The 13868-nt window shown below is 36.6% G+C and carries 14 protein-coding genes; 6 read left to right on the forward strand and 8 right to left on the reverse strand.

The genetic code is table 11. The features are described from left to right. The first annotated feature begins 173 nt into the window (after nucleotides 1-173). The 3 genes from I5776_RS17200 to lepB all read left to right on the forward strand — a co-directional run bounded on the left by I5776_RS17200 (nucleotide 174) and on the right by lepB (nucleotide 4111). Nucleotides 174-1358, forward strand: coding sequence for an MFS transporter (locus tag I5776_RS17200; protein ID WP_202777555.1), 1185 nt, complete (start codon nucleotides 174-176; stop codon nucleotides 1356-1358). 147 nt (nucleotides 1359-1505) lie between these two features. Beyond that, nucleotides 1506-3431 carry a heavy metal translocating P-type ATPase gene (locus I5776_RS17205; RefSeq protein WP_202777556.1) on the forward strand — a complete coding sequence of 642 codons (1926 nt, stop codon included), beginning with the start codon at nucleotides 1506-1508 and terminating at the stop codon, nucleotides 3429-3431. A gap of 140 nt (nucleotides 3432-3571) precedes the next feature. Next, a complete protein-coding gene (lepB, locus tag I5776_RS17210) occupies nucleotides 3572-4111 on the forward strand; it encodes a signal peptidase I (RefSeq protein ID WP_202777557.1) in 540 nt (179 codons plus the stop codon). 209 nt (nucleotides 4112-4320) lie between these two features. On the opposite strand, the gene I5776_RS17215 is transcribed toward lepB, so the two are convergent. Then, entirely contained in the window at nucleotides 4321-5157 is an 837-nt protein-coding gene (locus I5776_RS17215) for a YihY/virulence factor BrkB family protein (protein ID WP_202777558.1), read from the reverse strand. A gap of 152 nt (nucleotides 5158-5309) precedes the next feature. On the opposite strand from I5776_RS17215, the gene I5776_RS17220 reads away from it, so the two are divergent. Then, nucleotides 5310-5531, forward strand: a complete 222-nt coding sequence (locus tag I5776_RS17220; protein WP_202777559.1) for a DUF1128 domain-containing protein — start codon at nucleotides 5310-5312, stop codon at nucleotides 5529-5531. 217 nt (nucleotides 5532-5748) lie between these two features. On the opposite strand, the gene I5776_RS17225 is transcribed toward I5776_RS17220, so the two are convergent. The 5 genes from I5776_RS17225 to I5776_RS17250 all read right to left on the reverse strand — a co-directional run bounded on the left by I5776_RS17225 (nucleotide 5749) and on the right by I5776_RS17250 (nucleotide 10531). Then, nucleotides 5749-6819, reverse strand: a complete 1071-nt coding sequence (locus I5776_RS17225; RefSeq protein WP_343066401.1) for a PQQ-dependent sugar dehydrogenase — start codon at nucleotides 6817-6819, stop codon at nucleotides 5749-5751. Between the two features lie 559 nt (nucleotides 6820-7378). After that, nucleotides 7379-8128 (reverse strand): type I methionyl aminopeptidase, encoded by a 750-nt coding sequence (map, locus tag I5776_RS17235; protein WP_202777562.1) that lies wholly within the window; start codon nucleotides 8126-8128, stop codon nucleotides 7379-7381. Between the two features lie 328 nt (nucleotides 8129-8456). After that, nucleotides 8457-9266 (reverse strand): flagellar motor protein MotB, encoded by an 810-nt coding sequence (gene motB, locus I5776_RS17240; RefSeq protein WP_202777564.1) that lies wholly within the window; start codon nucleotides 9264-9266, stop codon nucleotides 8457-8459. Then, entirely contained in the window at nucleotides 9259-10050 is a 792-nt protein-coding gene (gene motA / locus I5776_RS17245) for a flagellar motor stator protein MotA (RefSeq protein ID WP_202777565.1), read from the reverse strand. Before motA ends, motB begins: the two co-directional genes overlap by 8 nt. Nucleotides 10051-10156: 106 nt before the next feature. Then, nucleotides 10157-10531, reverse strand: a complete 375-nt coding sequence (locus I5776_RS17250; RefSeq protein ID WP_202777567.1) for a DnaJ family domain-containing protein — start codon at nucleotides 10529-10531, stop codon at nucleotides 10157-10159. 203 nt (nucleotides 10532-10734) lie between these two features. Between I5776_RS17250 and I5776_RS17255 the strand changes: the two genes are divergently transcribed. After that, the gene (locus I5776_RS17255; RefSeq protein ID WP_202777569.1) at nucleotides 10735-10899 is read left to right on the forward strand and encodes a hypothetical protein; all 165 of its coding nucleotides are present in this window, start codon (nucleotides 10735-10737) and stop codon (nucleotides 10897-10899) included. Nucleotides 10900-10947: 48 nt separating this feature from the next. Here the strand turns inward: I5776_RS17255 and I5776_RS17260 are convergent, their stop codons facing one another. Further along, entirely contained in the window at nucleotides 10948-11604 is a 657-nt protein-coding gene (locus tag I5776_RS17260) for a hypothetical protein (protein WP_202777571.1), read from the reverse strand. Between the two features lie 201 nt (nucleotides 11605-11805). On the opposite strand from I5776_RS17260, the gene I5776_RS17265 reads away from it, so the two are divergent. Then, complete coding sequence (locus tag I5776_RS17265) at nucleotides 11806-12879, forward strand: branched-chain amino acid aminotransferase (protein WP_202777573.1); 1074 nt, start codon at nucleotides 11806-11808, stop codon at nucleotides 12877-12879. A gap of 36 nt (nucleotides 12880-12915) precedes the next feature. On the opposite strand, the gene I5776_RS17270 is transcribed toward I5776_RS17265, so the two are convergent. Continuing rightward, nucleotides 12916-13695: an IucA/IucC family C-terminal-domain containing protein gene (locus tag I5776_RS17270; RefSeq protein WP_202777575.1), complete on the reverse strand. Its 780-nt coding sequence runs from the start codon at nucleotides 13693-13695 to the stop codon at nucleotides 12916-12918. Nucleotides 13696-13868: the final 173 nt, after the last annotated feature.

Consider the following 13868-nt stretch of genomic DNA (forward strand, 5'->3'; position numbering starts at 1 on the left):
TCTTATTTCTATTTATATTTCCCTATTGTTTCTTCTCAAATCTTTTATTTTCGCTTGATCGTATGTACAGTTTATTCCAAACAGTATGTTCGGAATAATTATTATCTTGCCAATTGTCCGGTATACGGTTAACATCACTGATAGAAAGTCTTTTTTATAAGGAGTTTGCTTCTATGGTCAAAACAGATAAGTATCGTTTTTGGATATTAGTTAGTATTGTCGCAATATCGGGATTTTCCCAAGGTATGTTATTACCCTTAATTGCAGTTATCTTTGAAAATGATGGAATGGCTTCTTCCTTAAATGGATTAAATGCAACCGCACTTTATATCGGTGTACTTATTGCCTCACCGTTAATGGAGGCACCGTTACGAAAAGTTGGGTATAAACCGTTAATTTTAATGGGAGGCTTCACTGTAGCGATTACGTTATTTTTATTTCCCGTATGGAAATCCTTTTGGTTCTGGTTTATTTTACGACTATTAATCGGTATTGGCGATCATACGCTCCATTTCGCAACCCAAACATGGATTACTTCTTCTTCCTCCAAAGAAAAGCTTGGAAGAAATATCTCATTGTACGGGTTATTTTTCAGTTTAGGGTTTGCATTTGGACCATCTTTAACAAACTTAGTGAAAATAAATGAGTCATTGCCATTTATGATTACATCTGCGTTAAGCTTAATCTTAACGTTCACTGTTATTACGTTAAAAAACGACTTTCCCGAAAAGGATACGGAATCTGTTTCGTTCCTTGGAACATTTAAACGATTCGGGAAAGTATGGAAATATGCGTGGGTTGCCCTTCTCCCCCCTTTCGGATTTGGGTTTATGGAAGCCTCTTTAAATAGTAGCTTCCCTGTCTTTGCTTTAAGAAATGGGATTAATGTCGAAGCGGTTTCAATTATTGTTCCTGCTTTTGCAATCGGTACGATTATCACACAATTACCACTTGGAATGATTAGCGATCGTTTCGGTCGTAAAAACACGTTAATTACCGTAATTTTCATCGGATTCCTTTGTTTTATCGCTGCAGGATTTGTGAGTCATTCGGTCATCGGGTTACTTCTTTGCTTCCTTTTTGCTGGTATGGCAGTCGGTTCCACGTTTTCATTAGGAATTAGTTATATGGCCGATTTACTGCCAAAAACGTTATTCCCTGCTGGAAATATTATGTGCGGAATCTTATTTAGCCTGGGAAGCATGCTCGGTCCTTTTTTTGCAGGACTTATTATCGAGCACATACAAGGGGCGAGTTTCTTCTATTTGATTAGTGCTATGTTATTGATTATTCTTTTATCATTATGTACATTCCGTACTTCGGAGAAGAAGAAAATATTTTCGGGTATTTCACAATAGAAAAAACTTTTCGCACGCTTCTGAATATGATAAGATATAGAAAATTTATAAAGCAAGTACAGCTGTCATCTTTCCCTGAGATGACAGCTTTCGTCTTTTTTAAGGGTATTGAATTTGATTCTTTTTCTCAATTAAGGAGGTCTATCCATGGAACAAGGGCAAATCGTAACAACGGGTCGTGAAAAAATTTCATTAACAGAATCATCTCGTTTTGATCAACTCCTTGAACATATCGAACTGATTGCTGCACTTCTAAGTGGTCTTTTCATTTTCATTGGATGGCTATCTTCCCAATGGAATCATGAAACGATTTCGATGACGTTTTACCTAGTAGCTTTTATCATTGGAGGCTATGCAAAAGCGAAAGAAGGAATTCTCGATACTGTAAAAAATAAAGAATTAAATGTAGAAATGTTAATGGTTTTTGCAGCTATCGGCTCAGCGGTGATTGGCTACTGGACTGAAGGTGCAATACTCATTTTTATCTTTTCATTAAGTGGTGCACTCGAAACTTATACGATGAATAAAAGTCAAAAAGAGATTTCTTCCCTACTAGATATTCAACCAGAAACCGCAACAAAAATTATCCAAGGTCGGGAAGAAGTCATCCATGTTTCTCTTTTAAAAGTGGGCGACCAAATCATAGTGAAACCAGGTGAAAGAATACCCGCTGATGGAATGATTATAAAAGGAACGACAACAATTGATGAATCAACTATTTCAGGTGAATCTATTCCTGTCACGAAGGGAATTCAAGCTGAAATATTTGCTGGCACAATGAATGTAAATGGCTCAGTGATTGTCAAAGTAACGAAGCATGCGAATGAAACGGTATTTCAAAAAATAATTGCGCTCGTTCAGTCTGCACAAAGTGAAAAATCTCCATCCCAGCTTTTTATCGAACGATTTGAAGGTGTATACGTAAAAATCGTATTGCTTGTCGTTCTGCTCATGTTGGTAGTCCCGCATTTTCTGTTCGATTGGAGTTGGAATACGACCTTTTATCGAGCGATGATTTTATTAGTTGTAGCATCACCATGTGCCCTAGTTGCATCTATTATGCCAGCAACTTTATCTGCTATTTCGAATGGTGCACGGAATGGAATTTTGTTCAAAGGTGGTGTTCATCTTGAAGCTCTCAGTCATGTTAAAGCTATTGCTTTTGATAAAACAGGGACATTAACAAAGGGAAAACCGGAAGTGACGGATATTATTGTTCGTACGGGGGTGGATACTAAGAATCTATTGCACACCATTGCTTCAATTGAAAATCGCTCTAATCATCCACTTGCACATGCAATTGTAGACTATTGGAAAAAGGCACATGATCAGCCACTACTTCAACCTGAGAAAATTGAAGATATCCCTGGATGGGGATTAAAAGGCTGGCTCCACCATCAAGAATGGTGGATTGGTAAAAAAGATTTCGTTGGTAAAGATGCCCTAGCATTTGAAAACGGAAGAGCAATGGAACTTGAACGTGAAGGAAAAACAATCGTTTATATCAAAGACTCAATTGGAATTGTTGCTGCAATTGGTCTTCAAGATATCGTTAGAAAAGAAGCAAAACACGCATTAACATTGTTGAAGAACGAAGGCGTTCAAACAGTAATGTTAACCGGTGATAGTAAGAATACAGCAAAAAACATCGCCCAGCAGTCAAACATTGATGAATACATTGCTGAATGTTTACCGGAAACAAAGGTAACTTCTTTAAAAAATCTTAAAGATAAATATGGGGTGGTAGCCATGGTTGGTGACGGTGTAAATGATGCTCCCGCCCTTGCTACAGCAAATATTGGAATTGCTATGGGAGAAGGAAGCGATGTCGCCATGGAAACAGCAGATGTCGTTTTAATGAAAAATGATCTATCCCGAATTGCCGAAGCAATCCGCTTATCAAAAAAAATGAATCGAATTATCAAACAAAATATCATCTTTTCATTAACAGTCATCCTACTCTTAATCACCTCTAACTTTTTACAGTTTTTAAATCTTCCCTTAGGGGTTGTTGGCCATGAAGGCAGCACCATTTTAGTGATTTTGAATGGTCTAAGATGTCTTCGGGGATAAAAGAATTAGTAAGGAGCACCTCATCGATATGAGGTGCTTTTACTTTTGAAAACGGCCTTAGTATATTATTTAATAAAAAGGATTTTATAAGAACATGGAGAATAGATTATTTTATAGGGAAGATGGAAGGAGTTAAAGTAATGGAACATAAAACAAAAAAAGAATTGAAAAGTTGGGGAAAAGCATTAATTATTGCATTAGGAATTGCATTTGTTGCCAGAACATTCCTTTTTGCTCCATATACAGTAAAAGGTGTGTCAATGGAACCAACATTACATGATCAAGAAAAAATTTTTGTGAATAAATTTACTATGAACGATCGTTATCATAGAGGAGATATTATCATCATTAAAGGGAAAGAAAAGAATTATGTTAAACGAATTATTGGTCTTCCAGGGGAAAAAATTTATATGGAAAATGATAAATTATTTATAGATGGAGTCTTAAGCAAAGAACCCTACCTTTCACAAAACCTAAAATTAGCCATGGAAGATGGAAGTAAGTTGACTGGTGATTTTGGTCCAATTACCGTACCTCAGAATAAATACTTCGTTATGGGGGATAATCGTTTAAAAAGTGAGGATAGCAGAAATGGTTTAGGCTTTATTCGAAAGCAGAGTATTGTAGGAAAAAGTGAATTTGTTTTTTTCCCACTGTCTCATTTTAGAGATGTAGATTAACATAAGCGACCTCTTCTGCAGAAGAGGTCGCTTATCATTAGTGATATCCATTTTGTCCGTTTGCTGATCCGGAAGTTTTGCCTTTTGGTTTTTGCTTACTGTTTTGTTTTGTTTTTTTACCCATGTCCATTCTCCTTTCAAATGTATTTCATAATCATTAATAGTTTGTTTCATTTTTCGTGAAGTTTCCCCGTTATTTATTAACAGCCTTAGCAAGTTTTCTTTTTCGCTGAAATCAATGCATTGATTTCTCCCCCAACGATTAAAATGATTCCACTGAAATAGAACCACAACATAAGTACAATAATCCCGCCTAAACTTCCGTACGTCGTTGAGTAGTGGCCAAAATTACTTACATAAAAGGAAAACGCTAATGAGACAATTGCCCATCCAACTGTAGCGATAACCGCACCTGGAAAAACAGCAAGACACTTAATTTTTTTATTCGGGGCAAAGTAGTAAATTCCAACAAAAACAACAAATAATATGAGTGGACTAATAACCCATCTTAACGCTGTCCAAATATGTGTAAATTGTTCAGAAAGCCCAAACAGTTGAAAAATATAAAAACCGATATATTGTCCAAACACGGGTAATAACAATGCAACTAAAAAAACAAAAATCATCGCAAGTGTTAAAAGAACCGACATGGCTCGTGCAACAATTGCCGAACGGGTTTCCTTTACTTCGTACGCACGATTTAATGCTTTTGTAATTGCATTCATCCCTTTTGATGCCGACCATAACGTGGCAATAATTCCAAAAGAAAGCAAGCTTGTTCTTCGATTATTCAGGATGTCTGCTAAGTTCGATTCAATCATTTTCAATGTTTGTTTCGGCGCAAAATTACGTAATACGTTCAAAATGTCATCCAAATCAATCGGCAGATAAGGAAGTAAGCTAACAATAAAGAGAAGTAATGGAAATAAAGATAACAGAAAAAAATAAGCTAGTTGTGCAGCCAAACCAGTGATGTCATTGTACGTTGAATGTTTAATGATCGAAATGATAAAATTTTTATCTCGAATGATTCTTGAGTTCCCCATTTTTTCACCTCGTAAAAAATCCTCTAATTCGGTTAGTTGTAATACTATCTTCCCCTCAGCTCTTCCAATAAAACATAATATGTATTTGACACCTATTTTAATTCGTGGAAAGATAGTATTATCTTTTATGAAAAAATGAGAGGATGACACGTGTGGATCTTACAATTAAATCAACAGAAAATATTCAATATATGATTTCCCAAATCACAACAAAATTACGGATGGTTAACGTAGATGCGATAAAATCTTCACAATACAATGAAGATGTTTATGAGGATTTACATGATATTTACGAAATGGTGATGAAAAAAAACACCTTCAGTCCAAATGAAATGCAAGCAATCGTAGAAGAATTGGGTAATTTACGTAAGTAGTCTCGTTGATACAGGACAAGAAAACCTAATGAGGACATAGAATCCGTTATTCTTTTAAAATCGCCCTGATTCAGGGGCTAAGCGGACACAGGGTACGCTATTTACAAAAAAATATTTAAAATTACTGCTTTTTTGTAAAATAGCGGATTCTGTGTCCGCAAAAATAAGGAAATAACCTATTTTTTCACAAATAACGGAACCGGTGTCCGCCTTCAATTTATTTAATCTCCTTTATATCCATCTTCCATAATTGATCATCATCAGCGGCTGGTGTACCCCGGCCATCCAAATTATTGGAAATAAAATACAGATTATCTCCCTCGATATAAACATCTCGAATTCTTCCAAAATCGCCTCTTACATAAGTAGAACTTTTTTCTTTTAGATCAAATATCCTTAGTTTTTCCCCCCGTAGTGTAGCAATGTATATTTTTCCATCCTTATATTGAATGCCCGAAGGTGCCCATGTTGTATTACCTGTTTGAAAAATTGGTGTCTCCATCCCTTGTTTGCGTGTATTTCCTTCAATGATTGGCCACCCATAATTGGCTCCGGGTTTAATTTGATTAATTTCATCATGTGCACTTTGGCCATGCTCTGTACTATACATCGTTCCGTGCTCATCCCATGCAAGTCCTTGTGGATTTCTATGTCCATAGGAATAGACGTAACTATTTTTAAACGGATTATCACCCTGAATACTTCCATCTAATTCCATTCGTAAAATTTTCCCCGATAGGGAATTTAAGTCTTGTGCATTTTCTCGTAAGGCTGCATCTCCAACAGTTACATAAAGTTTTTGATCTGGTCCGATTTTTATACGCCCACCATTATGGATGGTTGATCCGGGGATGCCTTCTAGTAAAGCCGAAACTTCCTCCCATGTTTCTCCTTTTTTTTGAATAAGAATCACACGGTTAAATGTATTGCCATTTTCCTTGTATGTGTGATAGGCATATGCTTGATGGGATTGTTCAAAATTTGGAGTTAGTTCAATCCCAAGAAAGCCGCCTTCCCCTTCGTGATGAATTGGTTTGTTGGTTTTTACTTGGGATCGATGAAATTGATTCGTTGTTTCATTCCATGATACGATTGTTCCATCTCTTTCACTGATGTAAAAGGTATCCTTATGTTTTGCCATCGCCCATGGGACTTTTAATTTTTGTAAAATCGATTGTGGCTGCTGATTTGTGGTCGTTTTTTGTGCTTCGAAAGAATTTTCTTTTCCCTGTTGATTCGAGCATGCGGTTAAAAGTATAAAAACGAAAATGAGTATTCCTCTAATCAATTTTAATCCCTCCATTTTGAAATATTCCTATCTACTATTTCATCAATGGAAAGGCGAATCCCTTCATTAATCTGGCGGATTCGTGCACATGAGCTCAGATTTCTCTGCTTTTCCTTCTCGCATCCGACGGATTCATTCACGTAAGCTCGGTTTTCTTCGCTTTTCCTTCTCGTATCCAGTAGATTCGTGCACCTAAGCTCGGTTTTCTTCGCTTTTCCTTCTCGTATCCAGTGGATTCGTGCATCTAAGCTTGGATTTCTTCGCTTTTCCTTCTCGTATCCGATGGTTTCGTGCACATGAGCTCAGATTTCTCTGCTTTTCCTTCTCGCATCCGACGGATTCGTGCACATAAGCTTGGATTTCTCTGCTTTTCCTTCTAGCATCCGACGGATTCGTTCACGTAAACTCGGATTTCTTCGCTTTTCCTTCTCGCATCCGACGGATTCGTTCACGTAAGCTCCGATTTCTCAGCTTTTTCTTCTTGTATCAAATTTTTTCGAGAACTGTTTTCATCATTTTTATCTAATCAATTCAAAAAAAAAGCCTCACATTCGAGGCTTTAATCTTGATCAGTTATAATGATAATTCCATCTTTTGTTACGGCAATTGTATGCTCGTATTGGGCAGATAATGTGCCGTCCATTGTTCGTGCGGTCCATCCATTGTTGTCCATTTTCGTTTCAAATCCACCGATATTGACCATCGGTTCAATCGTGAATACCATACCTTCTTTAATTCTAGGTCCTTTACCAGGTAATCCAAAATGAGGTACTTCAGGTTTTTCGTGAATTGTTGGCCCAATGCCGTGACCGATGAAATTTCGAACAACAGAAAAACCATGTGGTTCAACAAAGGATTGAATGGCATGACCGATATCACCGATTCGATTTCCTACTTTTACTTGTTCAATTCCTTTATATAATGCTTCTTTCGTTACGTCTAATAATTGCTGTGTTTGCTCACTTACTTTTCCAACCGGATAACTCCAGGCTGAATCTGCTAGTGCTCCGTTCAAGTTTACAACCATATCAATGGTAACAATATCCCCTTCTTGAAGTGGCTGTTTTCGCGGATAGCCATGGCAGATTTCATCATTAATACTTGCACAAGTCGCAAATTCATAGCCTTTATAACCTTTTTGTTCCGGAGTTGCTCCATTCCTTTTCAAATAATCATTAACGAATTCTTCAATTTCCCATGTTGTCACACCAGGCTTAATCATTTTGGCAATTTCATTATGGGTACTTGCAAGCAGTTCACCTGCTTTTTTCATCATATCGATTTCACGTTGTGATTTGTATGTGATCATCTTACCTCTTCCTTTCAAAATTACACTTATCTATATTTATATCGAATAATTATGTTATGAACACTATCATCATATCGTTATTTCTACGTTATAGCAAAAATATTTCCTTAAATACACCATACATTATTCAACAACTTTCATGAGGCTGTATGTTGAATAATGGCGGCTAATTGTTGAAATATCTGTGTACAAAAAGCACAGTTTTTAATATTTCCTAAGAAATAAAGGCTTTTCCTTATCTGTAAGGTTGTGAAAAACTGTCGAAAATACTTCGACAGCTTTCATCTAAAAAAACAAAAGCCTTCTGTACAAATGTACAAAAAGCTTGTTAATTTGATTTTACTCTTGGGAGAATAAGGACTTCAACTCGACGATTTTTCGCTCTGCCTTCTTCAGTTGCATTTGTTGCAATTGGTTGGTACTCACCATACCCTTTAACACTAAAGTTTTTTGCCTCTAAATGCTCATTTTTCAAAATGACTTTCATAAAATTATAGGCTCTCATCATACTTAATTCCCAATTCGATTCAAAATTGGAATTATGGATTGGTACATTATCAGTATGACCACTGATAAGAATATTTCTTGGTGGATCCATTACAAGTAATTTAGAAACTTCTTTTGCTATTTTTATATTTCCCCCTGTAATACTAGCATTTCCTGAACCGAAAAGAACATTGTCCCGAATCGTTAGAAGCAAGCCTTCCGTTGTTAAAGAAGTGGCAAACTTTCCTGTCAAGTTGTTTTCTTTTATATATGCGTTTATCTTAGTTTGTACCTCAGCTAATTCTTCATGATCTTTTATCTTTTGTTGTTCAAATTTCTTTTTTTCTTCATCTGCAGCTTTTTGTTCTGCATTTGTCTTTTCTTTATTAACTTGAGTTTTCTCCTGTGGTTTTGTTGTTTGAAAATTTTCCTCTTGTTGCGGATTGGAATAATCCAATACTCCAACTCCAGAGGAGAAAATGCCGTTAAATACTTTTGAAAGTTCTTGGAACTTTTGTGCATTAACTGTACTTGAAGCAAATAACACGATAAATAAAGCTAATAGTAATGTCATTAAATCAGAATAAGGAAGTAACCAAGATTCATCTGGATGCCCTTCATCGTGGTTTTTTCTTTTCTTTTTCTTACTCATTCGCTTCACTACTTTCTTCAAACAGCTTTTTCCGTTCCCCGACAGGAAGATAAGAAGCTAATTTTTGCTCGATGACTTTCGGAGCTTCACCAGCAAGAATGGATAGAACCCCTTCAAGCATAATTTCTTTCCTTTTTGCTTCTTCTTTGGATTTTCGTTTCAGTTTATTGGCGAAAGGGTGCCATAATACATACCCGGTAAATATCCCAAGCAATGTGGCGATGAAGGCAGCAGAAATCGCATGTCCTAATTTTTCCGTATCTCCCATATTCCCTAAAGCAGCAATAAGACCAAGTACAGCTCCTAGAACACCTAGTGTTGGAGCATATGTCCCTGCTTGTGAAAAAATGGCTATTCCCGCTTGATGACGACCTTCCATCGCATCAATTTCCTCACTTAACACATCACGGATATATTCTGCACTTTGTCCGTCAACAGCAAGACTGAGTCCATTTTTTAAAAATGGATCATCAACCTCCTCCAATTTCGCTTCAAGTGCAAGTAATCCTTCCTTTCGTGCTACTTGTGCCCAGTCAGAAAATAGATTGATGATTTCTTTTTCACTCATATTTTTCTTTTCTTTAAAGATGACACCAAATAATTTTGGCACTCTTTTTATTTCACTCGTAGGAAAAGCGATCGTTACCGCAGCAATGGTCCCTAGAATAATAATTAAAAACGCAGCGGGATTCACTAATGCATTTAGGGGGACGCCCTTCATAACCATTCCCACGCCAATGGCCACTACTCCTAAAATAACCCCAATTACCGATGTTTTGTCCATTTACTTCACCCTAATTTTTCAAAATCTTATTTCTATCCTTTATATCGACAAGGTAGTGGATTTTTTTAGAGGAAAACGGCAAAACTTCGACAAATAGTTCATCTTTCTATTTCAAAAATTTCTTTTCTATCTTTTGCTCGTAGTTTTTAAATACGGAGGAATTGGTTTTCCCTCCTTTTTTCGATACGAGTTCATTGTACTTTAACATTTTTTCATTCAGTTTTTGGGTGAGCTCTTCTTTATTTAGTTCATTTTTACTTTGTTTAATGAGGTCTTCGATCGTCATTAGTTCTTTTTTCACCGACGCCTCTTCAGGGGAAAATCCCGCATTGCGCATAATTCGATAGGCCATTCGCAAGTCCTCTGGAATGTTGGCTAATTCATCATCGGGCAGCGGCTTCCCGTACCCCGGTAAATTTTCAAATTCACCATTTTTAAATGCTTCACGAATTCGATCCTCGGTTAATCTAAAAAAGTCCACAACAATCACCCTTTCAATTAATTTCTTACTTTTATTATATCGATTTTACTTTATAAAGACGTAGGATCCTATTGATATTTTTGACAAAATTCAAACTATTTTCACTAAAGAGAAGAACCTTTTGATCATTAATCTGTGATAATGTAACGATTTTTGGGAGAATCTAAACAAGAAGGAAATCAAGAAGGCAGGAGTGTGGAAAAATGGCTAGAGGGACCAGTTTTAATCATAAGAAAAAAGGACATCCGGGTAATTTCCCACAAGACAGCTTAACTGAAAAACATACAAAAGAAGCAATTGGTGATGAAGAATTCATCGTAACAAGAGAAGCATTTAAAAATCGGGTGGAAGAGGAAGAAGTTGAATAAGAATTCATCGAAAAAGAGTTGTACCTATTAACTTGGTCAACTCTTTTTTCATCTCACCTGTTTCTTCAACATTTTCACAGCTAACCACATCGTCCAAATAAACGGCGGTCCGGAAGTAAGTGGAATGACAATATAACCGATTGGAAATGATATGCACGTAACGATAATTCCAATCAGGCCGATTAGTCCACAATACAATGCACTATTATTAAACAATGTAGAGAAATGCTGTGTTTTTGTACTTCGCATCCCCCATCCGTATAAAAAAACACCCATCCAACCACAGGCAACCGCAAAATAACCCGCTAACAATAAAAAGGAAAAAACTGATTCCCACACTTTAAACAATGTCGATCCATCGTTTTGAATGACTTCTTCCCCAATAATCGGGAGAATCGTTAGCTCAGCCGTAAGAATAATAACCCACATACATAAAGAAACAATGAATAAATAGGACCCTATTTTAGAGGAAACCTTTCCGGTGGAATAATAAAATTTACTTCCTGCCAAACCAATTAACCATAAAAAAGTGGCGAAGAGCATGAATATATGATCCCACATCCATAATCGGGAATGACTGTATCCGTGAAAAGCCGTCTGACCATCATAAGGATTTACTAACGGTGGATGCAGTACAGTAGCTATCAGCAGCAATATTCCACCAATAAAAATTGAAGTACCTACTAATCGGAATCCCTTTTCCATGCGTTTCCACCACCTTACATCGTCTTTACTCTTCATCTTGCCCTGGCGCTCAATCGATTAAACACTGTGACGAGCCACTACCCTAAATGGAAATTATTAATTGTATGAAATACCCAATTAACTAATGACAAATCGCTTGAATAGTGAAATAATGATAAGAAATTAAATATTTTAATACTTCACAGTAAAAGAGGGAAAGCAATGGAACAAAATCACATTGAAATTATCCGAAGTGAAACGAAAAAGCAAAAACCTCAAACGAAGGAACTTGAATTTGGTAGAATCTTTACAGACCATATGTTTATCATGGATTATTCTGTTGACAAAGGATGGCATCATCCGCGTATCACGCCCTATCAGCCAATTAGTTTAGATCCGGCAGCAATGATTTTTCATTATGGACAAACTGTTTTTGAAGGTTTAAAAGCCTATAGAACGAAGGAAAATAAAGTTCTCCTTTTTAGACCTAAAAAAAATATGGAACGACTAAATTTATCCAATGAGCGAATTTGTATTCCACCAATTGATGAAGAATTTGTTTTAGAAGGTTTAAAACAATTAGTCAGCTTAGAAAAAGATTGGGTGCCATCAGCGGAAGGAACGTCGCTTTATATTCGTCCATTTATTATTTCAACCGAACCGTATCTTGGTGTAGCAGCATCGAAAACGTACCGCTTAATGATCATTCTCTCCCCAGTCGGTTCTTACTATAAAGAGGGAATTAATCCGGTGAGAATTTATGTTGAACGCAACTATGTCCGAGCAGTTGCAGGCGGAACAGGAAAGGCAAAAACTGCTGGAAATTATGCAGCAAGCTTAAAAGCGCAAGAGGAATCGGAAAAACTCGGTTATTCCCAAGTTCTTTGGTTAGATGGAGTTGAAAAACGCTATATTGAAGAAGTTGGCAGCATGAATATTTTCTTTAAAATCAACGGGGAAATTGTTACCCCTGTTTTAAACGGAAGTATTTTACCAGGTGTGACGAGAGATTCCGTCATCCAGCTGTTAAAACATTGGGGAGTACCAGTGAGTGAACGAAAAATCTCGATTGATGAAATTTATGAAAGTTTTCAAAAGGGATGGGTAGAAGAAATTTTTGGCACAGGAACAGCTGCCGTTATCTCTCCGGTCGGTGAATTAAATTACGAAGGGGAAAAGCTTGTCATTAACAATGGGAAAACCGGACCAATCGCAAAAAGATTATACGAAACCATCACGAATATTCAAAACGGAACGGAACCGGATCCATTTGAGTGGACAATTGAAGTGAACTAACAGACCTTGAGGAACAGTGGAATTAGTCCACTGTTCCTATTCAAATATATGTGTAGGTTTACATGCTGTATCATACTTGTTTACCGGATTTAGTCGACAGTCACCGCAAAATACGGGTGAGCCCGGTAATTTATATGTTAAGCAACATGTTTTACGGATTCTTACGATGGTTTTATCTTCTTTTTCAATAAATTTAAAGCAATTTTTGAATGGGTTGTAATCCTTCCCAAATATCGAACCAGGCGCGTCCATAACAATATACCGAAAATCTTCATTTGTAAACGGACTCGCGGCATCTTCTTGTTGAAGACGTGATTCATATAACCAATAAATATAGGAGGCAACATTTTCCCAAAGAATCGATTCGGGAATTTTTGTGATTGTTGAAAGAGACTTATGGAGAAGCGTCAGATTATCTTTAAACAACTTTTGCAAAATATTATCACGCCATACATTTCTTTCCCCAGGCACAAATCCATCAAATGATATCTCTTTAAGATGAAGTGAATAAACTCCCTCTTTAGACAATTCGACAAACCCATTGGAACTACTGGCGTCAATCCCCTTTTGAAAAACGGTCATTGAATACAATATGGGAACAATTAAAGCAAAGCTATAATTCTTTGATAATTGCGCAGCCGTAATTACCTTTTGTGGTGACTGCAACCGTTCTGTTAATTCATCTACCACCGTTGAAAGTTTCCCACTGGATTCTTGGTGAATCAACACCGAATCTTTTGCCGCTGCCTCATTTGTTAGCGCTGAATTATTAATCAAAAACTGTAATTCCACATCATTTAACATCTGTAATGCCATACAACTTTCCAACTTTCTATTTTCCTTCTCTAATCCTATTATATCTATGCTGAAAATCATTATCAATTGTCAATAGTTCCTAGTAAGCAATCTTTGTTGAATCCTGAAGGAGTTTAATGGGATTTAAATTTAATATGTGAAACAAGAAGTTTAAAAAAGATGCGACAGGTTAG

It is taken from the genome of Heyndrickxia vini (assembly GCF_016772275.1).
GTDB classification, from domain to species: Bacteria; Bacillota; Bacilli; order Bacillales; family Bacillaceae_C; genus Heyndrickxia; species Heyndrickxia vini.

Excerpts from the sequence above, each read along its gene's own strand:
- motB (WP_202777564.1), bottom strand. The coding sequence starts at position 9,266 with ATGAGTAAGAAAAAGAAAAGAAAAAACCACGATGAAGGGCATCCAGAT.
- I5776_RS17265 (WP_202777573.1), top strand. The coding sequence starts at position 11,806 with ATGGAACAAAATCACATTGAAATTATCCGAAGTGAAACGAAAAAGCAA.
- I5776_RS17260 (WP_202777571.1), bottom strand. The coding sequence starts at position 11,604 with ATGGAAAAGGGATTCCGATTAGTAGGTACTTCAATTTTTATTGGTGGA.
- I5776_RS17205 (WP_202777556.1), top strand. The coding sequence starts at position 1,506 with ATGGAACAAGGGCAAATCGTAACAACGGGTCGTGAAAAAATTTCATTA.
- I5776_RS17270 (WP_202777575.1), bottom strand. The coding sequence starts at position 13,695 with ATGGCATTACAGATGTTAAATGATGTGGAATTACAGTTTTTGATTAAT.
- I5776_RS17255 (WP_202777569.1), top strand. The coding sequence starts at position 10,735 with ATGGCTAGAGGGACCAGTTTTAATCATAAGAAAAAAGGACATCCGGGT.
- I5776_RS17215 (WP_202777558.1), bottom strand. The coding sequence starts at position 5,157 with ATGGGGAACTCAAGAATCATTCGAGATAAAAATTTTATCATTTCGATC.
- motA (WP_202777565.1), bottom strand. The coding sequence starts at position 10,050 with ATGGACAAAACATCGGTAATTGGGGTTATTTTAGGAGTAGTGGCCATT.
- I5776_RS17200 (WP_202777555.1), top strand. The coding sequence starts at position 174 with ATGGTCAAAACAGATAAGTATCGTTTTTGGATATTAGTTAGTATTGTC.
- lepB (WP_202777557.1), top strand. The coding sequence starts at position 3,572 with ATGGAACATAAAACAAAAAAAGAATTGAAAAGTTGGGGAAAAGCATTA.
- map (WP_202777562.1), bottom strand. The coding sequence starts at position 8,128 with ATGATCACATACAAATCACAACGTGAAATCGATATGATGAAAAAAGCA.